This window comes from Pengzhenrongella sicca, from assembly GCF_017569225.1.
GTDB classification, from domain to species: domain Bacteria; phylum Actinomycetota; class Actinomycetes; order Actinomycetales; family Cellulomonadaceae; genus Pengzhenrongella; species Pengzhenrongella sicca.
Genome location: NZ_CP071868.1, coordinates 734,782 through 755,267, shown reverse-complemented (window position 1 = coordinate 755,267; position 20,486 = coordinate 734,782). Strand labels below are relative to the sequence as shown.

Below are 20,486 nucleotides of genomic sequence, written 5' to 3'. Positions count from 1 at the left end.
GGGTCACATCTGTCACCTGGGATTTCACACGACTGAGCGGGGAGCCTCAGCCCGGGCGGTTTGGATGACTCCCGACAGACACCCTCAGCACCTGACCTCCACCGGCGAGCCGTACGCATGAAGCTCGCCGCACTGCGCGACGCCCGCGTGCTCAAGCGGCGCGGGGGATCCCGACTGGATGCGGCACTCTCGGCGGCCCAACACGGGCACGTGAACGTGCACCAAAAAGTCGTGCATACAATTTTTTAGGGGCTCTTCGCAATCGAGGGTGTAGCGGCGGTCTGATCGCGGGCGGCGCGTCGGTGTCTGGGTAGAGGTCGAGGCCTTCCGATGATGGGAGTTCTCACACAGCCCAGCCGGAAGACCTCGACGTGTTCGAAACTACCTTCGGTGACCCTGACTTGACCACGTTCACTCGCGTCGACGAGCTCGGTCTCGTCGTCGTCGGCCAACGCCTCGAGCCCGACCGCGCCGTGCTGTCCTGCCGGGTCGCCGCGCAGGACCAGTGGTGTCGCCGGTGCGGGGCCGAAGGCGTTGCGCGGGACTCGCTCGTGCGCCGGCTCGCGCACGAGCCGTTCGGGTGGCGCCCCACCGTGCTGGAAGTCCGGCTGCGCCGGTACCGGTGCCCAGGCTGCGCACACGTGTGGCGCCAAGACGCCGACGCTGCGGCCGAGCCCCGGGCGAAGCTGTCCCGGCGCGCGGTCCGGTGGGCGTTAGAAGCACTGGTGGTCCAGCATCTGACGGTCGCGCGGATCGCGGAGGCGTTGGCGGTGTCGTGGAACACGGCCAACAACGCGGTCCTGGCCGAAGGACAACGCCGGCTCATCGAGGACCCGACCCGGTTCAACGGCGTGGCCGTGATCGGCGTCGATGAGCACGTGTGGCGCCACACCCGCCGCGGCGACAAGTTCGTCACCGTCATCATCGACCTCACCCCGATCAGGGACGGCACCGGGACCGCGCGGTTGCTCGACATGGTGCCGGGCCGCTCCAAACAGGTCTTCAAGACCTGGCTCGCCGAGCGCCCCGAGGACTGGCGGGCGCGGGTGGAGGTCGTCGCGATGGACGGGTTCACCGGCTTCAAGACCGCCGCCGCCGAAGAGCTACCCGAGGCCGTCGCAGTCATGGATCCCTTCCACGTCGCGCGTCTGGGTGCAGACGCGATGGACCGGTGCCGGCGCCGGGTCCAGCAAGACCTGCACGGTCACCGCGGGCACAAGGACGATCCGCTCTACCGGGCGCGGCGCACCCTGCACACCGGCGTCGACCTGCTCACCGACCGGCAGCGGGCCCGGCTCGAGGCCCTGTTCGCGGCCGACGAGCACGTCGAGGTCGAAGCCACCTGGGGCGTCTACCAGCAGATGGTCGCTGCCTACCGCCACCCCGACCGCCAGCACGGGCGAACCCTGATGGAACAGCTGATCGCCTCGGTCAGCTCCGGCGTCCCCGCCGCGCTGCGCGAGGTCATCACCCTCGGACGGACCTTGAAGAAGCGAGCCGCCGACGTGCTGGCCTACTTCGATAGACCCGGCACGAGCAACGGGCCGACGGAGGCGATCAACGGCCGACTCGAACACCTGCGCGGCTCAGCCCTGGGGTTCCGGAACCTCGCCCACTACATCGCGCGCAGTCTCCTGGAAACCGGTGGCTTCCGACCCCAACTACACCCTCGAATGCGATGAGCCTTTTTAGGCCCACGTTGGAGGCGTCCTCTCAAAAACAGAAAAGACTCTGTCCCGAGCGGCGAACGCGAACTATTGAACCCTCGACCTCTGGGTTATGAGCGGGACCGAAGGCACTTTTGAGATCCTTCCGTCTGAGCGTGGATCGGTGTACTCTGGCAACGTCGTCGCAGGTCAGAGTCACTATCGCTGGTCCGGTGTTATCCAGGCTTATCCATGGCCGTATGGCAAGGTTTGCGGTCACCGTGCGGTCACGGGAATTAAATGCACATTCTGGAGGTGGCCCATGGCCTGGGTCCGCAAGCACGTCGCAGCAAGCGGCGCGGAAACCTTCCGTGGATATTACCGCGACCCGGACGGACGCACCCGCTCCGCCGGCACCTTCCCCTCCACCAGGGCCGCGCTGCGCGCCGCGAACCGCGAGGAGGTCAAGGTCGGCGACGGCACCTGGCTCGACGCGCAGTTCGGCAAGATCACCTTCCGCGACTTCGTGGAGAACGTCTGGTTCCCCAGCCGGCACCTCGAGGCCACCACCCACGTCTCCTACCGGTCGAACCTCGACAAGCACTTCCTCCCCGCGTTCGGCGACCGACCGATGGCGAAGATCTCACCGTCCATGATTCAAGAGTGGGTGACCAAGGCGATCGCGGACGGACTCTCCCCGCGCAGCACGATGAAGTACCACGTGATGCTGCACTCGATCTTCAAGCGGGCAGTGCGCGACCGGATCATCGCCTTCAACCCCTGCGACGAGACCGAGCTGCCGAAGGTGGTCCCCCGGCAGACCCGAACGATCACCCCAGATGAGTACCGGCGGATCCTCGCCGCGATACCCGACCGCTTCAAGGACCTCGTAGTCACGGACATCGAGACCGGGCTGCGGTGGGGCGAGCTGATCGCGCTCCGGCCCCGACACCTCGAGTTCCTGCGCCGAACGATCAACGTCAAGGAGACCATCGTCGAAATCTCCAAGAAGCACTCCCCCACCGGCGAGCGCATGATCGTCAAGCCCTACCCCAAGAGCAACAAGCCCCGCGTCATCGGAATCAGCCAGGGACTACTCGACGTCCTGTCAGCGCGGATCGCCCGCCTCGGCCTCGGACCCGACGACCTACTCTTCCCATCCAGCGAAATCGCAGGCGGCAACCCACTGTCGCGGAACACGTTCCGGACGCGGGTCTGGCTGCCCGCCGTCCAAGCCGCGCAGATCGACTTCGGTGTCCGCGTCCACGACCTCCGCCACGCACACGCATCCTGGCTCCTCGCCGGCGGTGCCGACCTCAAAGGAGTCATGGACCGCATGGGCCACGCCCAGATCATGACCACGCAGAAGTACCTGCACGCACTCCCCGACGCCGACGAAAAGAACCTCGCCGCGTTCGACCGGACCCTCAACCAAGGACAGACACAGTCCATCGCGAGAGACCCCGCGACGAAACCGCAACCGTGACCGTTTGCGTTACGGAGGACTTTCGATCGGTCACCACCTCGTGCCCCAGGCCCTTCCGGAAGACGCAAGAACAGATCACCATCCCGACCCAAGGCCGAGGTCACTTCAAAGAGGACAACCGCACACAAACCGACCACGAAACGACCACTACTCACACGCGAGGACTGCGACAAATTCTACAGTTCTCGCACCGGCGGGGCCTGCCGCGCGAACATGCTCAGCGTTCATCCGCCCCTGAGCATCAGGATGCGCGAACGCATGAGCGCCGTGCGACTAGTCTGCGATAATGAACACTTCCCTGCCGTTCCGCATCTTCCTCGCGTCACCGAGTGATGCTACGCACGAACGCAAAGCCATTCGCGATTGTGTCGCCCAGTTCAACGCTCGTGGCGTACGGAGCGGAACGTATGAAGTCGTCGGCTACGAAAGCGTCCGCGGAACTGCGCGACGGCCGCAGGCCGCGATTAACGACTTGATACACGAATGCCACTTTCTGATCGCTGTCTTCGCAAAGTCGTGGGGAAGCGAACCTGGCAGCCCGTGGGGGTACAGCTCAGGCACAGAAGAGGAAATATTCACGGCACTACTTGATCTGGCGCGGGACGCCAGGCCGATGAAAGATGTCTGGGTCGCATTTATGGATACGGGGAGCATAGTCACCGCGCCCGTCGAGACATTCCGGCAGCAGATTATCAACAAGAACGCATTGTACTTCGAGACATGCGCAAACGAAGACGACCTAGGAATCAAACTCAGCCAGCGGCTAGAGGATTGGTCAAAACTCGAATTCAAAGAGGCCAGGCGTGTTTCATTGATTCCGAGCTCGGGAATAGATATTCTCGGTGCGGAGCGCATGCGAACAGACGGCGAAAAACTAGTTGAACTCGGCTACGCCGAACAGGGACTATCGAAGTTAAAGCAAGCAGCGCAAATTGGTGGGCCGGAAGAGAAACTTGCGTACGCGCGCTTCCTCGGAAGGAGTGGACGTTTTACTGAAGCACACGTTGCCGTCAGCGAGGCAATATCCCACTTCGTAAATGGTCCTGGCGACATGCGCTCCACGGCGGCTGCCGAAGCGTACGCCGCGGACGCCACGCTATGGCGGCGGGAAAAACAGTATGTGAAAGCTGCTGCGCAACTCCAGCACGCTCTGGGACTGTTGAACAGAATAGATGTACACTCTCGTACAGTTAGAGCAAGGGTTTACGATGATCTCGGCTTAACCCAACACGCACAGCACGACCTGGATAGCGCTCGCAAATCGTTCGAAGCGGCACATGAGCTCCGAATAGAAATCGACGACCCAGCGCTAATCGCTCAGTCAGAGATCAATCTCGCACGCATCTGGCGTGCGATCGGAACGCGGGAGACGGCTGAGAGTTTCGCCCGATCCGCTGCCGCCCGCTTGAAGAGCTTGCCACCAACAGCAGTTCATGCAAATTCGTTCGTGCTTATTGCGCAGCAGCACCTGTACGCGAAGAATTTTCCGGATGCCGAGGGTGCTGCGCGGGTTGCTCTCGCTCTGAACGAACAATTCGCGAACGGGTTGGGTCGTGCCATCTCAAACTTCGTTCTAGCGCGTGCTCTACTCGCACAAAAGAACTATCTTGAGGCAATTAGGTGCGCCCAGGAGTCCGTACGACTCAACGGAGAGATGAGAAATACTAGCGGTTCAGATCAAGCACAGGGACTTCTTGAGTCCGCAATAGCGGCTTTGCGCGAAGCTCCGAAACCGTGACAAAATACGCGGGCATACCCGCGCCGGCGAGCGATACTTCGCGGGGCGAAGAGCTCAAGCTCGCAATTGCGCGTCTCGATGTGCCGAAAGATGTTCTCGAAGGACTCTTGAATTCACTGAAGGAAACGGATCGAGGGGTTCTACTCTACGGCAGCCGAGCTCGGGGTGACTCTGTCGCAGGATCCGATTGGGATCTCCTGGCATTGACCGACACGCCTCGGAAGAGCGTGCACTCCGGCGAGTTGAGCCTAAGTTTCTACAGCCCAGATCAGTTGCGGACCGGGGTTGGGACTCTCTTTGGAGCACATCTGGCCAGGGATTCGAAGGTCATCTGGGACCCGCACGGCGAGGTCGGGGCCGCCCTCGCGAACATGGGCGATGTCGACACGGAACGGCTTTTTGAGCGCTGTCGTCGGATGAGCATTGTCCTCGGAGCACTCGATAGAGACTTGCCGAAGTATCTAAGCGGGCTTCTCCGCGAGGCTCGATACCTGCTTCGTTCCTGCCTCTACGCCCGTGCCATTGCCGATGGTGAGCCGTGTTTCTCAGTTCGCGAAATTGCACGGAGGAATGGGAAGCCCGAACTCGTACGACTTCTAGCCTCGCGCCAGGAGTCGCCTCCAAGCATCACGGATCTGAGAATTTGCATGCAACAATTGCAGGGGATCATTGGTCCGCTTCTGGCGAACGGCCACGGCTCGCTCGAAGCTCTGATCGTCAATGAGTGGGAACGAAAGGGGGACCTAATTTCGATGGCCATGATGGCTCTTGGCGGGTCTGGCGCGTCTCTAGGCTACCTCGAAGTGGAGAAGATTCTATTGTGAGCCTCGAAACGGTTTTTGTTGGCGATATCCATGGCAATGTCGAGGCTCTCGAAGGGCTCATCGATGAGCTGGACAAAGTCGGTGCGGAGCGGATCATCTTCCTCGGGGATTTTGTAAACAAGGGGCCCGCCTCCCGCGAAGTGGTTGAATTGCTTCTCACGTTAACTTCTCGCCCGTCGGTCGACTTTCTGCGCGGAAACCACGAGGTCGCCCTTCTTCACGCGCTCGAGACAAGCGACATTGCGGGTCTACTGAGAATGGGCGGGGCCCCGACGATCAGATCGTATCTCGGCGGAAACGTCGGCGCCGACGTAGCGGCCGGTTTGCGCCAGGCCGTGCCCCGCGCGCACGTAGAGTTCCTGCGTTCTATGGCGGAAGAATTTGTAGGCGACGGTTGGATTGCCTCCCATGAACCGCGACCAGATTCGAACCTATTCGCAGTATCCGCCCACATCTTCACCGGTCTGACTCCAGAGATCGGGCCGAAGTCAGCACATATCGACACAGGTTGCGGCTCGACCGGAGGGCGATTGACCGCGTTTTTCTGGCCGTCGAGGACGTTCTTGCAGGTATCTAGCACGGGTGAGGTCTTGCCGGGCGACGTTGAGCACTAGTCAGTCGCCGCGCACACTCACATCACAGTGCGGGTGCCGGCGTCGTCAGTCCTCGTCAGCACTCGCCGCGTCCGTCGAGTCGCGATCTGGTACGGACGAGATGATGTCGTCAGGTCGAGGGAAGGAGTGCCTGCGCCGGTGGTGTGGCCCGTGGGTTCCCGGCGCGACGTCGAGACCGCGAAGCTGACTCTCGCGACTAGGAAGGTCCCGGTGTCGAGCGCAGCGGTGCGGCGTTCCTGCAACCTAGTGGTTGTAGCACCAAGTCGATGTTCGCTCGGTCCAAGCCGGTGAGGAGGTCGCCGAGGCTGGTCTCGCAGAGTTGGCCGGCGAGGCTCACGGGCACCGAGAGAGCATCGCGCGTTCAGTGCCGCTTAGCGCGGCCGGTCAGGTCGCGGGCTGCGACCCAGTCGACCGCGATGCACACCGGCCCTTCGTCGCTGATCCAGATGGTCCTTCGGCGGAAGTCGGCGCGATTGAGCCAGGCGCCGTGGGCGATGAGCAGCTCTACGGCTGCCCCAGACGGGTAGAAGCCACGAGCCCAGGCCCGAAGTGCTGCCTCGATCCGCTCGACGACCGATGAAGCGGAGTCGCCCATCAGGTCCTCCGCGCCGGTCGTCGGGGCATTCGTATCCGGTGCGCCGGGCTGTTTCCGATGAGGACGAGGTGGGCGTCGTCGGCGGTGATGCCCAGGTGGGCGGCAACGACGCGGGCGAGGGCGTTCAGGGGCAGGATCAGGTGGTACGAGCTGATCTGGATGGTCGGCGAGTCGTCGTAGTCGTCGTCACGCCCACAAGCTGGCAAGTAGCACTTGAGCAGGGCGTCGAACCCCCAGATGGATTGGGCCGACCAGCCGGGTAGTTGATCTCGCGACTGAACACGCACGCATTCATGGCGTCAGGTCCTTTCTATCGGGTCGCGGGCAGGATGCGCGGACGTCGCCGGAGCCCACAGGGGTTCGGCCCGCAGGGGTTCGGCCCGCAGAGGTTCGGCCCGCAGCGTCAGTCCTGAGGCGCCGATAAGCGCGGAGTTCCTCGGCGGAGCGGCCCGGCCGTACAGGCTCGCAACGGTGTCGACGGCTTCGGGCGCGGCGATGACGCACCGGCCCGTGAGTTTGGCCCCTGCCAAGACGTCGGAGTTCCGCACTGCCGCGCCCGGAAGCGCGTCCGCGCGAACGTAGACCTGCTCGGCTCGGGCCATACGTGTGAACGCGGTGCGATTCCAACGGGCGATGTCCGCCATCATCGCCGTCGCCCCAACGATCGCCTGACCGACATCACGCCGCTCCCCTACCGCCAGGTCGGGCTGTCTGCCACGCAGCGGCGCGACAGCGCGCAGCACCCCGTCGACCGCGGCGAGGCCCTCCGTCACGGCTGGGTCGGCCGGTTCGGCGGACTTCAGTCCGCGCAGACCGCGGTAAACCTCTTGCCACGCCCGACCTCGAGCCGTTACCTCAACCAAAGTTCGCGTGAGCCGGTCGGCCGAAATCGTTTTGCCCGGGAGCACACCGTGGAACGCGAGTGCGTGGGCGTGCACGGCGATGCCGACGACGGCGAAAGTCTCCAACGTCCCGGTCGACGGGTGCGGCGACGCGGCGTCCTGCCACGCCCGCAACCGCAGGCGCAGCATCCGGTCGCGGATCTGCCCGGCCGGATCACCGGTACGGACCGGAGGGCGGGCGACCGTAAGGTCGTCCAGGAGCGCCCAAGCCGGCAGCGACCCGGTGCCTGCGACGTCGCGGGCGTGGGCGCGGATCTCGCTCATCCCTGGCAGGTGGGTGCGGACCTCCCCCCACGGGAGCCCGGCCTGCGCGGCACGCAACGCGAGGTAGTCCTCCCCCGAGACCAGGGTCGCGATCATGTCGCCGACTTGGGCCAGTCCGGCCTGCCGGGTTGCGGGATGTCGCAGCACGGCGTCGAGGTCTGGGGTCCGGGCCAGGCCGTCGACGTCGGCGTGGGTCGCCATCAGATCCCCTGCCGCGCGTACGCTTCTGGCCGCGACCAGCCACTGTGACGAGCTCAACGTCGATGGGTTCGGGATCGACGGCGCCCTCGGCTCGAGGTAGTCGTGCACGACGTCGGTCAACCGCACCGCGGAGCGTTCGCGTGGGTCCGGAGTCGGCGTCGACGCGATGCCGTCGACCCGGCGCAGGTCGAGCAGCGCCCACGTGTGCTCCAGCAGTGCGCGCAGTAGCTGCTGGAAGTCGCCGATCACGGCCTGGGCGTGGCCGCGGTCCTCGAAGCCCAGATTCTGCATCGAGCTGACGCCGGCCTGGATGCTGAGCGACGCCTTCAAAATCAGGTCCCCGTACGTTGCCGGCGCCGCCGCCGGGCCGCTCACCAGGCACCCCCGGTTGCCTTCGCCCGCGCCGACGCCACCAAGATCGCGACCCTGGTCGCGCACAGCACGTCAGCGGCGCCGACGTCTGGCTCGGCCGACAATCGAGCCGTCAACGTCGCTGCGGCGGCGAGCAGGTCGTCGATGACCTGGACGGCAGCGTCGCGGTGTGCGAGATCTACCGGGCCGAGGTCGACCGTGACTCCGGTGTTGGTGAAGTCGACCAGGTGCTGCTCGATCTCGGTCAACGCGTACGAGGTGTCCAACGACGCGTAGGTCAGCCCGAGATCGCCGTCGGCGCCCGGTACTGCGGCCAAACTCATCGCCGCGTGCCCCGCGGCGTAGACCAGCATCCACACCCCGTCCCAGTCGCGCGCGTAGCCGGTGAGCACCGCTGCCGGGGCATTCCAAGTCATCGTCATGACCACTCCTCTCGTGGCCCCGTTGGAACCCCGACGAGGCTGGTGCGACGTCCACGGTGAGCGACGGCATCGCCCACCGGGTCGTTCACCGACGAGATCTGTGGACAACGCCCGCCAGCGACGCGAAGGGAGGGGAATCAGCCAAAACGGTCGTCGCGATGGGCCGGACGATTCGCGTTTCGCAGTCGCGACTCGATTCGAGTCATTTCCTGTCCTCCTACTACGCAGGAGTCCAGCGAACGACCGAAAACAGGGTGGTTCACGAAAATGTGGCTGGCGCGTGCGCCGTGACGCCGGACTTTCAGCCGCCAGCTGGGCGCCGCCGCTTGGCCGAGGCGGCAATCTCCAGGGGGACTGGCACGTGAGATGGGACGTCGAGAACCGCACCCATGATTGGGCGACCAACAAGGGGACCGCGAGCTGGGACACGATGCCGGCCGACCTGCGGGATTACGTGGAACTGGTCGAGATATCACGCCCTCGCGCGCCTCATGCGCGTGCTTTGAGAGTCTGCACCGGCGCCTGACCTCGGATCTGCGACGCCGTGTTACGCGGCTTCGGCCTCGATTGCGAGCTCGTCGTTATCCAGGGCGCAGTCGATGATGTCGTCGATGTGGAACTTGATTGCCTCGTCCGGATGCATGTAGACGTATATCGCCATGCTGTTGAGGGTGCCGACCAGCCGGTCACCCGTTCGCTCGGTGACCGTGACCCACATGCGCTCGCCGGGGAACCGCCTGACGGACCACATCAGCTTCACGTGGTCACCGGGGCGAATCTCTGTCTTAACTTCATCATCTGGGACCTCGAACGAGTCGGGGTACTCGCGGGTGCTGGCCAGTCCCGACTCCAGCTTGCAGCGGTGCCACACGAAGCGACCCCACCCCCACTCGACACGGGGCACCATGCCGATCCTCAGCGAAACCTCGAACTGCTCGGCGACCCAGAACGGCCGCTCCCAGCGCGGCACCTCGTATAGCTCGGCTTGGAGCTCGTACCTGCGGTCCAGGTCGGGGATCAGCCGCACGATCACCGCGAGAACTATGCCGGGGGCGAAGCCGAAGATCAGCACCAGTAGCATGAAGCCTCCGAGCGCGCCGGGCGTTCTGATCAGCTCGCCGATCACGCGAAGGCCTCCTTCATCGACTGGAACCTGGGCTGGCTCTCGGCTCGCGCAACCACTGCTCCGAGGTCTCGGCGTCCCTGATCTGTGAGCTTGTAGTAGCGCCTGGGCGGGCGCTTCTTGCCCTCGGCGTGCTCCTCCCAGTGATCCTCCAGCCAGCCTTCGCCCATCATGCGGTCGAGCTGCGGGTAGAGGACACCGGAGCGCACGCCCGATCGCTTCGACAGGGCATAGCCCCACACGCGACTGTCATCTTCCCGGTCCATGTCGAGGAGTGCCAGCGCCACGAGGACGAGCGAGTGAGTCACCTTCATAGGTCCGACTCTACCTAGGTAGGGTCGGCCCGCGGCAGCGACACGCCCGACCTACGGACCATTTACTCTCTGGGGCTCCACCATGGACTCCTGCGGCCTGGCCGATTACCCGCGCGATCTGAGGCGAGGCTCAGACCGTCCGAGCATCAGTGGACATGTCCCACCTAGCGAGATTCCCGCCGGTATCGCCGAGGCTGCTGACCGCGGCGATCGCGAGGTTTGCCGCGACAGCTCACCCGGGATCTGCGCCCGATACCCGACCTTGCCGTCGTCGAGGCGGCCCGAACTGACACCGCCACGTGAGAGTCAATGACCGCGGCGTTCGTCGCCCTGGTCGATGCCGGCATTGGTGGTGCCGCACCACCGACGCAAGCGTCACGTCGGCGCCCACTTCATGTTCGGTCCGTCGCCGGAGGAGTCCTGCCCCTCCATGCCTGAAAATCCAAGGCTGAGGGGGCAGGACTCATCTGGCTCTCGAGGTTCCGCACATGGCGTGACCTTCGAGCGACCACCCTGTTTTCCGTAGGTCGCGGGACTCCTGCTAGGTATGAGGACCTTTCACGAACCGAACGGACCACCGGCCGCGCGAAGCCTGACCACCGCGCACCGCCGACCTGGCCGGGTTGGTGTCCGGTGATGTCGATGCGCCGGTTGACGGCTGGCGCCGGGTACAAGTACCTGCTGCGCCACACGGCGTCTGGTGACTGCGACCGGCCCGCCGCCCGAACGTTGACGGCGTACTACATGGAGGACGGGTACCCGCCCGGCCGGTGGCTCGGCACTGGTCTTGTCGGCGTCAACGCCGGCGCAGGCCTCGCCGCCGGGACCGAAGTGTTGGAGGAGGCGATGGCGAACCTGTACGGCCAGGGCCGCGACCCGATCAGCGCCGTCGCCCTGGGTCGCGCCTACCCCACCTACCCGTCCGCGACCGAGCGGATCAAGACGGCGACTGCCGGGTTGCCGTCGTCGATGGGCATCATCGAGCGCGCAGCCGCGATCGAGACGTTAACGAAGGTGGAGCTAGCCAAGCCGACCCGCACCGCCGTCGCCGGCTTCGACGTGACGTTCACCGCCCCCAAGTCCGCCTCCACCATTTGGGCGCTGGCGGACGCGAAGACCCAGGCCGCGGTAGTCGCGGCGCACCGGTCCGCTGTCGATGACGCCCTCGCCCATCTGGAAGCGACGGCGCTCTTCACGCGGACCGGCACCCACTCGTGCGCGCAGGTCCCGACGCGCGGGATGCTGGCGGCGGCGTTCGATCATTGGGACACCCGGACCGGTGACCCGAATCTGCACACCCACGTCGTGATCGCCAACAAAGTCCAAGGCGGCGACGGGGTATGGCGCTCGATCGACTCGCGGGCGTTGCATCAGGTGGTCGTCGAGATCAGTGAGCTGTACGACAACCTGTTCGCCGACCACCTCGCCGCCCGCCTGCCCGTGTCGTGGGGGTGGCGCCACCGTGGCCCGGCGCGCACTCCCGCATTCGAGGTGAACGGTGTCGACGACGACCTGCTGAAGACGTTCAGCACCCGGTCCACCGATATTGATGCGGCGATGACGGTGACAATGGCGAAGTTCATGGCCGACCACGGGAGGACTCCGAACCGGGTCGAGGTCACGCGGCTACGCCAGCAGGTCACCCGCAGCACCCGCCCCGCCAAGCACGTCCACTCGCTGCGCGAGTACCTGACGACCTGGCGGCGCCGCGCCACCAACGCCACCGGCAAGACACCCGAGCAGCTCATCGAGGCAGCGATGCGCACGTCGTCGTCGCGGCCGCTCAGCGACGGACAGGTATCTGATGACGTGGTCGGGGTCCTGGCTGGGGAGGCGATCGAGCAGGTCATCACCCGTAGATCCACCTGGACGAGGTCCAACATGGCCGCCGAGGCCGCCCGCGTCACCCGCGGCCTCCGCATAGCCACCACGACTGACCGCCTCGCCCTGCACGCCCGCGTCGTGGAGGCGGCCTTGGGGCGGTGCGTGAGCCTGGCCGCACCTGAGGTGTTCACACCTCCGGCTGCGTATCGGCGGGCGAATGGGTCGTCGATGTTCTCCCGGCCGGGGGAGGTCAAGTACACCGACCTGCGGATCCTTGACGCCGAAACCCGACTCCTCGCCGCCACCGAGACCACCGATGCGCCTGCAGCACGGCGCACCGACGCACGTGACGTCACCACCGCCCCGTTGGCTGTGGCGCATTCGGACCGCCCGGCCGCACTCGCCGCCGACCAGGCCGACGCCGTCACCACCATCGCCACCTCCGGGCGCCGCCTCGACGTCCTAGTCGGTCCCGCCGGCACGGGCAAGACCACAACCCTGCTCGCGTTGCGCCGCACCTGGGAGGCCACGCATGGGTCGGGGTCGGTGGTCGGGTTGGCGCCGTCCGCGACGGCGGCGGCCGAGCTCGCTGACGCCCTGCAGATCGGGTGCGAGAACACCGCGAAGTGGCTCTACGAATCCACCGGTGCCGGTCGCACCCGCCGCACCGACCTGCGCGCCGAGCTCACCCGACTCGCGGAGCAGGTGCATCCGCGGCGCGACGCCGCACGGCTCGCATACCTCGCGAACGCAATCCGCAATCTCGACACCCAAGCCCAGGCGTGGCAGCTGCAACCGGGGCAGCTGCTGATCGTGGACGAGGCGTCCCTCGCCGGGACGTTCACCCTCGACACCCTGCTGCGGCAAGCGGTGACGGCGGATGCGAAGCTGCTGCTTGTCGGTGACCACGCGCAGCTGTCCGCGGTGGACGCCGGTGGGGCGTTCAACCTGCTCGCCGAACGGGGCCACGCGACGACCTTGACGTCGCTTTGGCGGTTCACGTCCCGGTGGGAAGCCCACACCACCCGCCTCCTGCGCGCCGGGAAAACCACGGCGATCGATGACTACGCCGAGCACGACCGCCTCACCGCCGGTCCCGCCGAGGCGATGCTCGAGGCCGCGTACGCCGCGTGGCAGACGTCGGAGCAGTCGGGGGTGTCGACGATCCTGCTCGCCGCCGACTCCCGCACCGTGACCGCGTTGAACGCTCGCGCGCATGCGGACCGGGTCGCCGACCAGGCCGTCGCACCGACCGGAATCACCACCACGGACGGGGTCACGATCGCCGTCGGGGACCGAGTCGTGACCCGTTGCAACAACCGGCGCCTCCGTGTCAGCGGCGGCGGCCACGTCCGCAACGGCGACCTATGGGACATCGCGGTCACCCACGACGACGGATCCCTTACTCTCGTCAAGACCACCCGCAACGCTGTCCGCAACGCCGAGTCGGCACCGCGCGTCGTGCGCGTGGACGCTGGCTATGTGGCCGCGCATGTCGACCTCGGGTACGCGTGCACGACCCACAGAGCTCAGGGCATCACCGTCGACCACGCGCACGTCCTCGCCGCCCCCGGCATGACCCGGGAGAACCTGTACGTCGCCATGACCCGCGGCCGGGTCAGCAACCACATCTACACCGCGACCGACGCCGTCGATCCGATGTGCGACCACCTACCCGACCCGCACGGCGCCCCTGCCGGACGCGACGTCCTCGAACGCATCCTCGCCACCACCGGCGCGGAGCTCTCTGCCACCCAAACCCTGGCCGCCAACCTCAACAACGCCACCTCGCTGGAGCGGCTTGAGCCGATCCGCGACACGCTTGTCGCCGACGCCGCCACCCGCTACTGGATGCGCATCCTCACCACAAGACCGCTCACACCCGAGCAGATCGCCCGAGTCGACAACTCCCCCGCCCGCGGCGCACTGATCGCCGCCCTCCGCCAGGGAGAAAGGGCCGGGTACTCGATGGAAGCTGTCCTCGCCCGGCTCATCGCAACCCGACTGGTGGACGACCAGGACAACGCCGCCCACGACATCGCTGCAGTCCTGCACGACAGCGTCACCCGCTGGCTCGACGCCCAAGACGAAGGCCGCTCCCACGAGCTCGTCCACGCACCACGCCCAGAACGGGTCGATGTCACAGACCCGGCCGCGGCCACGATCGCTGAAATCGACGACCTCATCGCCGGACGCATCTCCAACCTCACCGCCGCAGCGATCAGCACCCGCCCGGACTGGATGCGCCCACTCGGCGACCAGCCCGATCCCGGCCAAGACCGCAACGCCCGGGAACGCACCCTCGATGCCCTCGTGTCCTTCCGCGAGGTCAACCACATCACCGACGAACCAACGAGCAGACTCGGCGATCGCCCACCAGCTGTTCATTCCGCGGGCGCAGGACCCGAGAGAGGGCCGCAACGATGACGACGAGCGGCGACCGAGTCTCCCACCCAACGCCGCGCACCACGTTTGGCCCGGACCTACCGATCTGCTGGCCGCGACTCGATGGCGAGCACGGCGCCGAGATGCTCGACGAGCTCACTGACTGGGTCCAATGGCTCACCCACCGATTCATTCTTGACCAACGCGCCATCCCCGATTGTTGGCACCAGCACGGCCCTCACATCGAAGAACTCTCGGCGCTCTACACGGCCTGGCAGACCGCGTACGCCCCAACCGCTGAAGGCGACGCACCTCTGGCTTGGATGAACCACTTTGCTTTCGCCCGCCAACGGCTGACCGACTGGACAGCCCGCACCGGCTGCCGCGCTGGAGCACACCGAACTAAATGAGCATCCGTCGAGATTGTCCCCGTATGGGCGGTAGCGGGCGCGGCGGTCATGCTCACAGTCTTCTAGATGGCCGAGTAGCCGGCACCTTCGTGGCACTCTGCGCCGCGATTCAGGTCCGCGCTTGACGGGACAGCGGATCGGCAATCGGGCTTTAGGGGCTGCACCAGACAGATAGCGGTGCGTTGATTGTCGTCCGCAGGTACGCCTGAGTGGATGCGAGCAAGTCGAGCTGCGGCGTGGACGCCCTAGAGATTGACATGCCGGGCTGAACGATGACGATGCGCATGCTGGTACGCAGCACTAGAGACATCTCCTGCAGTTCGAAGAGTTTGGAAGGGTCGCCTACTTCGAAGGGGCTCTTGCCGTCGCGGTTGTGCTTGGCTTGCGCTCTCAAGAGCAACGCCTTGAAGAACGGTCGCAGGTCTCGGCGCCAGCGCACGGATTTCTGCGCCTGACCGCACAGCTCGTACAGGTCAGCCACCCGGGCACCGGGGTTGTCCCCGTGCGAGAACTTGCAATGGACCAGTTGGATCAGCAGCGTGTCGCCCTCTACGCGCAGGCACACCAGATCGGCGATCTCTCCGGTGCCGTCGTCGTCGAGGATCACGTCCCACCCGGCAGGGTCGGCCGTGAGTTCGGTGATCGCCCGAAACTGAACGGAGTGGGGCAGACGGGCGACTGTTTGCGACTCGGTACGGATGTTGATGCCCGTCCAGTCCAGTGCCGTGAGTTGATCGGTGTCGAACGGCGGGCGGTCCCATGTGGGGCGGTACAGCATGGCGCCGTCGATGATCCGGTCGTGGTCGAGGATGAACGTCAGACCGTTGGCGTTCAGCCACTGACTGAGCGGCTGCTGGGACCTTGCCGTGGCGACGGTCACCTCGTCGCCGCTCAGGCAGGTGTACCTGATGGTGCCGTCCTGGATGTCCGCCTCGTAGGCGACGGACCACGACCCGGAGCGCACGTCGAATCGGAATGGTCCGGTCGAGGAGGTCGTGTCGGGTACGAGGTCTGTGCGCGATGCGGGGTGCACGCTCTCATGGAGAGAGAGCCTGAGGTTGTCGGCGTTGTTCAGGTAGATGGTCCACGGCCACTCGACCCCGAGTAGGACACCGTCGGGACGCGCCGTTAGGGGCTCTGGGAAGATGAACTGCCCGATCACGTGGTCGATGCTGATGGTGTCGTCGAGGAGCTTGTCACCGATTGTGTCGCACCAATCCCTCCAGTGCTTGAGGCTGTGGGCGGTCGCGTGCGACCAGATTCGACCCTTGAGCGATGCGCTGATGGTCACGTGCTCCCCGTTGCGGTATCCACCGCCAGAGATGTTGGTCTGCGACTTGGTTCCCGCCTCGGCCTGGGAAAAGCTTGCCGTGACGTCCGAGCCCACGTGCATCGAGAACCTTCGGAACTGGTCGCGCGCGTCTAGAACGCCTACGTTCGTGGGGACCAAACGCTGGATATCCGCCATGACTCGGTAAACGGTCGTCCCGGTGAATCGCGATGCGCCCGAGCCGACGACAGCGGTTGCGAGGTCCTCGAACACTCCGTCATTGGCGGAATGGTTGATGTACAGCAAGTGCCGATCGCGGTCGAAGTACAGGACGTACAGCTCGTAGGCGATCTCTTCGACGGTTCGCAGTTCACCCCAACGCACCGAGGAGCGACGCTCGACAACACACCAGGCAACGCCGGCGTCGGCGTTGATGCCGATGGGATCGGTGTAGAGGTTCGCCTCGCCGAAGAAGTCGACCAGGTGCATTGGGTCCCACTCCGACGTCGGCGTCCGATACACGACGGTGCTGAGCTTCGGTACCAGATTCCGCAGGGTGACCTCCGCGGGCAGACTTGTGAAGCCCGCCTCAAAGTCACTGACCTCCTGCTGCTGTCCAACCGCCGCCGCCGTGACGTCACGCAGGATCAGGTTCCAGTCAGAGTCCTCTGCGTACAGCTCGCGCAGGCGCGGGTCCACCTCGATCTCAGTTCGCGCGACGAACACCGACGCCTCTCCGTACACGCCGTCGGAGGACGTGCGTGCGAACCGTCCGATGAACTGCAACGTGACGCCCAGGCTTTTCTGCGGGTCGTGGACCGCTGCGATCTTTAGGGCCGGTAGGTCGAAGCCCTCACCGAGCATGCTCACGCATACGACGATGCGGCAGGCGCGCGACGCGAGGTTAGCGAGAGCCGCTTGCTGTGTCCGCTTCGACAGCGTGCTGTTGATGATCGCGGGTGCCAGGTCCGCGGCGATCCGTTCGTAGTGCGGGAGTACGGCCTTCGCTCGTTCGACACTCCTGACGCGAGCCATCAGGACATGGTCGTGGCCGTTCGCGAGGTCGGCACGGAGTTGCGCAACGGCTTCCTCTGCGACGCGCGCGTCGATGTCGTCGAAGTCGATTACGGCCTTGTAGTTGATCCGGGAGAAGTAGCCCTGCGTCTGCGCTTCCCGGAGCGGGAACGTGTAGATCGCGCGCCCTTGCAGGTGCTTGCCGTCCTCTCGGAATGGTGTCGCGGTGAACTGCACGACGGGGCGATCAGAAAACGAGTTACGGATGGTGGACCAGGTGTTCGCGGCCACGTGGTGTGCCTCATCGACGAACAGGTGGGTGCACGCTCCGACTAGAGCACTCAGCGAATCGTTCGTACTCTTGAGAAGCGCGGCAGGCGTCGCGACCATGACGTTGCACGCGGACGCGAAGGCACGCGCGGCGTCAGGGTCCACGAAACCGTGTTCGATGCGCCCGACGGTTGGGCGTTGGGCGCTCGGTGCGACGACGCCGAGCTTTTGCAGGATGCCGAGCGTCTCGAACTTCGCGGCGATCTGTTCGCGCAGTGCGTCCGAAGGCACCAGAACGAGCAACCGCGGGATCCTCGCCGCGACCAGCAGGGCGAGCATGGTCTCGGTCTTGCCAGTGCCGGTGGGCATCACGACCGTGGCGGGCAGGGTTGCTTTGGTCGTCCAGTATCCGAGGACGGCGTGCACGGCACCGAGCTGGGGTGACCGGAGTCCCGGCGTGCCAGGCTCGCTCTCGGCGAAACTCAACGCCTCCCGGTAGGTCTCCACGACCTCCTCCGGTGAGCGAAGACCCAGGTCAGCCGGGCGACGCCAATTTGCTCGAACAAGGGGCTCGCCGGCGCGATAGCCCAGTGGGAGCGCGGCCCAGAGGATCCCACCGTTGAGCGGGCGGTCGATGGGCGAGGCAGGCCAGGTGCCGTAGGCGCTGCGGAGCTCGACCGTTCCAGTCGAGGTTCCAGTGTGGGCGATGTCGAATGTCGTGGAGGGGGCGAGAAGTTGTCGGACCTCGTTCCGGTCATACGTCGCGGGCCGGGCCCAGACGGCGGGCGCAGCCCACCCTTGAACGCGCTGCTCAGAGGCTCCTTCTCCCATGGGCCGAGTGTGCCAGGGCGCGGCCGCCCGCCAGCCGAAAACCAACAAAGAACTCCGTTCGCCGCGCCGCGGCGACCGAAGGAGCCAACCTGCCACGCCTGCACACGAACGGAGCACCCGACGAGCCGACGAGCGACACGACGCGAGTCCGCGAACGACGTCGTGCGTCGGCGGTGTGGTGTTCGTCTTCGTCTACTGGTCTATCGCGGAGACGTCGGCGGGGCGCATCGTTTGGGTGCTCTTGGTGCTCCACCTCGGCGGGACCGCCTTGGCTGCTCTCCGCGTGGTCAAGTTCGCGTCGCAGGCTCCTACCGATCTGGTGCTGGACCTGCCGGCGGCCGGGGCGTTGGCAGCAGCCGTCCTCTGGAGCGTGCTTATCGTGATGCTCTTCGCCCTTGTCCTCGTGGTCGCGTGGAACTTGTCGTCGAGGCGTATTGACAAGGTGCAGCGCCTTCATGTCGATGCCTACCTGTACGTCGAAGAACTCTCCGCGCTCTATACCGCTTGGCAGGCGGCCTATGCCCCAACCGCCGAGGGCGATGCACCCCTCGCGTGGGTGAATCCACTTCCCGCTCTCCGGCCAACGAATAGCCAACCGGACAGCCCGAACCGGCTGCTGATCCGGAACGCACCGAACAAGGTGAACCGAGGCGCCGGCGAATCGTCTGAGTCGACATCGGTCAAGTGCACCATCGACCGTTGGCGGTCTGGCAACCCAGCCGTCCCCGCGTTTGCGATTAGCAGGCCACCGAGCCCCGACCGCGACGGCGCAGTCTCCGCCCGGATCCCGCCGCTCCTTGGACGATCTCGATCCTCGGGACCTGAAGCCCGAACGTTGGGCATCGATGAACTCAGCGCTCGCGCCGGTGCGGTCAAAGCCAACCTAAATATCCAGTACCGTCGCCGTATGTCAGCTGTATTCGTAAGCCACGCGTCCGCCGACGGCGAGTACGTCGAACAGTTCGTCACGCATGTGCTCCAGCTGGGATGCAGCCTCGACGTTCAGAAGGAAGACCTGTTCTACACTTCTGGCGCCGACACGGGTGTGCCTGCAGGAGCCGACCTAATGTCCTATGTCCGTAAGGAGGTCGGGACGGCGAAACTCGTCGTCGCTCTAATAACCCCGATCTACCTCACCAGGCCGGTCTGCATGGCCGAGCTTGGAGCAGCCTGGGGGTTGGTTGGGGATGACAAGTTCTTCCCACTTCTGGCACCCGGCATGAATCGCAGCGACCTAGATGGGATCCTTCCATCTCTACTCATCCGGTACGCCGACGAACGCGACGCACTGGACCAGCTACACGAGCGTGTCGGCAATGCTACTGGGCGGCATTCTGGCGCCCCGACCTGGGGTCGCCATGTGCGCAAATGGGAGAACGCCGTCGACGGGCTCGCGGCCGCGCTCGCCGTCCCGCAGGTGGCGTCCATTGCGAAGCTGAGGAAACTCGAGAAGCAAGTCTCCGATTCTGAGCAAGTCATCGACAGCATGGAGAAGCAAATTGCCGACCTCGAATTGCAGCTCGCAGCGGTAAGCGCCTTGAAGGATCCGATTCAAGTCGCGAAGGCGACACTTCCACCAGATCAGCAAGCGCATTTCGATGCGCTGGTTATGCGAGCAGCCAGGGCACTACGAAAGATCGAACCGATAGTACGCGAAGCCGTCCGCTGCGATTTCTTCGGAACAGAGATGGAGTGGCCCGATGCGTACGCGGAAGACGCGCGGCGCGAGACTCAGCACGCCTATGCTGACGGCGAGCTCCTTGAAGGCAGGATGGACAACACGCTGATCCCCGACTATGACTTCGCTGATACGCGCGCCGCTCGGGATGCCCTAGTGGACCTTAAGACGTTCCTTGACGTCGAAGCTGGACCCGAGTTGCTTGAGGTGTACCAGGACAATTACGGGATGCCGCTCGACCTCGGCAAGCGCCGAGTTTGGGACCAGTTGCTCGAACCGTGAACGACGTTCCGGTCGGCTGCA

The 20,486-nt window shown here is 65.2% G+C and carries 14 protein-coding genes; 7 read left to right on the top strand and 7 right to left on the bottom strand.

The window, feature by feature from the left end:
- The first annotated feature begins 371 nt into the window (after positions 1 to 371).
- The 5 genes from J4E96_RS03390 (at position 372) to J4E96_RS03370 (ending at position 6,308) form a co-directional block, all read left to right on the top strand.
- A complete protein-coding gene (locus J4E96_RS03390) occupies positions 372 to 1,682 on the top strand; it encodes an ISL3 family transposase (RefSeq protein ID WP_227423302.1) in 1,311 nt (436 codons plus the stop codon).
- A 286-nt stretch (positions 1,683 to 1,968) separates the two neighbouring features.
- The gene (locus J4E96_RS03385) at positions 1,969 to 3,132 is read left to right on the top strand and encodes a tyrosine-type recombinase/integrase (RefSeq protein ID WP_227424388.1); all 1,164 of its coding nucleotides are present in this window, start codon (positions 1,969 to 1,971) and stop codon (positions 3,130 to 3,132) included.
- 286 nt (positions 3,133 to 3,418) lie between these two features.
- Entirely contained in the window at positions 3,419 to 4,870 is a 1,452-nt protein-coding gene (locus J4E96_RS03380; RefSeq protein WP_227424387.1) for a tetratricopeptide repeat protein, read from the top strand.
- Positions 4,867 to 5,694 (top strand): nucleotidyltransferase domain-containing protein, encoded by an 828-nt coding sequence (locus J4E96_RS03375; protein WP_227424386.1) that lies wholly within the window; start codon positions 4,867 to 4,869, stop codon positions 5,692 to 5,694. Before J4E96_RS03380 ends, J4E96_RS03375 begins: the two co-directional genes overlap by 4 nt.
- On the top strand, positions 5,691 to 6,308 hold the full coding sequence (locus J4E96_RS03370; protein WP_227424385.1) for a metallophosphoesterase: 618 nt from the start codon (positions 5,691 to 5,693) through the stop codon (positions 6,306 to 6,308). Before J4E96_RS03375 ends, J4E96_RS03370 begins: the two co-directional genes overlap by 4 nt.
- Positions 6,309 to 6,669: 361 nt before the next feature.
- On the opposite strand, the gene J4E96_RS03365 is transcribed toward J4E96_RS03370, so the two are convergent.
- From J4E96_RS03365 to J4E96_RS03340, 6 genes are all read right to left on the bottom strand, one after another.
- A complete protein-coding gene (locus J4E96_RS03365) occupies positions 6,670 to 6,903 on the bottom strand; it encodes a hypothetical protein (protein ID WP_227424384.1) in 234 nt (77 codons plus the stop codon).
- Positions 6,903 to 7,190, bottom strand: a complete 288-nt coding sequence (locus tag J4E96_RS03360; protein ID WP_227424383.1) for a hypothetical protein — start codon at positions 7,188 to 7,190, stop codon at positions 6,903 to 6,905. The genes J4E96_RS03365 and J4E96_RS03360 overlap by 1 nt, the downstream gene beginning before the upstream one ends.
- A 12-nt stretch (positions 7,191 to 7,202) precedes the next feature.
- Positions 7,203 to 8,645, bottom strand: coding sequence for a hypothetical protein (locus J4E96_RS03355; protein ID WP_227424382.1), 1,443 nt, complete (start codon positions 8,643 to 8,645; stop codon positions 7,203 to 7,205).
- Positions 8,642 to 9,064, bottom strand: coding sequence for a hypothetical protein (locus J4E96_RS03350; RefSeq protein ID WP_227424381.1), 423 nt, complete (start codon positions 9,062 to 9,064; stop codon positions 8,642 to 8,644). Before J4E96_RS03350 ends, J4E96_RS03355 begins: the two co-directional genes overlap by 4 nt.
- A gap of 547 nt (positions 9,065 to 9,611) precedes the next feature.
- Positions 9,612 to 10,190 carry a hypothetical protein gene (locus J4E96_RS03345; RefSeq protein ID WP_227424380.1) on the bottom strand — a complete coding sequence of 193 codons (579 nt, stop codon included), beginning with the start codon at positions 10,188 to 10,190 and terminating at the stop codon, positions 9,612 to 9,614.
- Complete coding sequence (locus J4E96_RS03340; protein WP_227424379.1) at positions 10,187 to 10,501, bottom strand: helix-turn-helix transcriptional regulator; 315 nt, start codon at positions 10,499 to 10,501, stop codon at positions 10,187 to 10,189. Before J4E96_RS03340 ends, J4E96_RS03345 begins: the two co-directional genes overlap by 4 nt.
- Before the next feature lie 642 nt (positions 10,502 to 11,143).
- Between J4E96_RS03340 and mobF the strand changes: the two genes are divergently transcribed.
- Complete coding sequence (gene mobF / locus J4E96_RS03335; RefSeq protein ID WP_227424378.1) at positions 11,144 to 14,752, top strand: MobF family relaxase; 3,609 nt, start codon at positions 11,144 to 11,146, stop codon at positions 14,750 to 14,752.
- 519 nt (positions 14,753 to 15,271) lie between these two features.
- On the opposite strand, the gene J4E96_RS03330 is transcribed toward mobF, so the two are convergent.
- Positions 15,272 to 18,181 (bottom strand): DEAD/DEAH box helicase, encoded by a 2,910-nt coding sequence (locus tag J4E96_RS03330; RefSeq protein WP_227424377.1) that lies wholly within the window; start codon positions 18,179 to 18,181, stop codon positions 15,272 to 15,274.
- A gap of 502 nt (positions 18,182 to 18,683) precedes the next feature.
- Here J4E96_RS03330 and J4E96_RS03325 point away from each other — a divergent pair.
- On the top strand, positions 18,684 to 20,465 hold the full coding sequence (locus tag J4E96_RS03325; RefSeq protein ID WP_227424376.1) for a toll/interleukin-1 receptor domain-containing protein: 1,782 nt from the start codon (positions 18,684 to 18,686) through the stop codon (positions 20,463 to 20,465).
- The last annotated feature ends 21 nt before the right edge of the window (positions 20,466 to 20,486 follow it).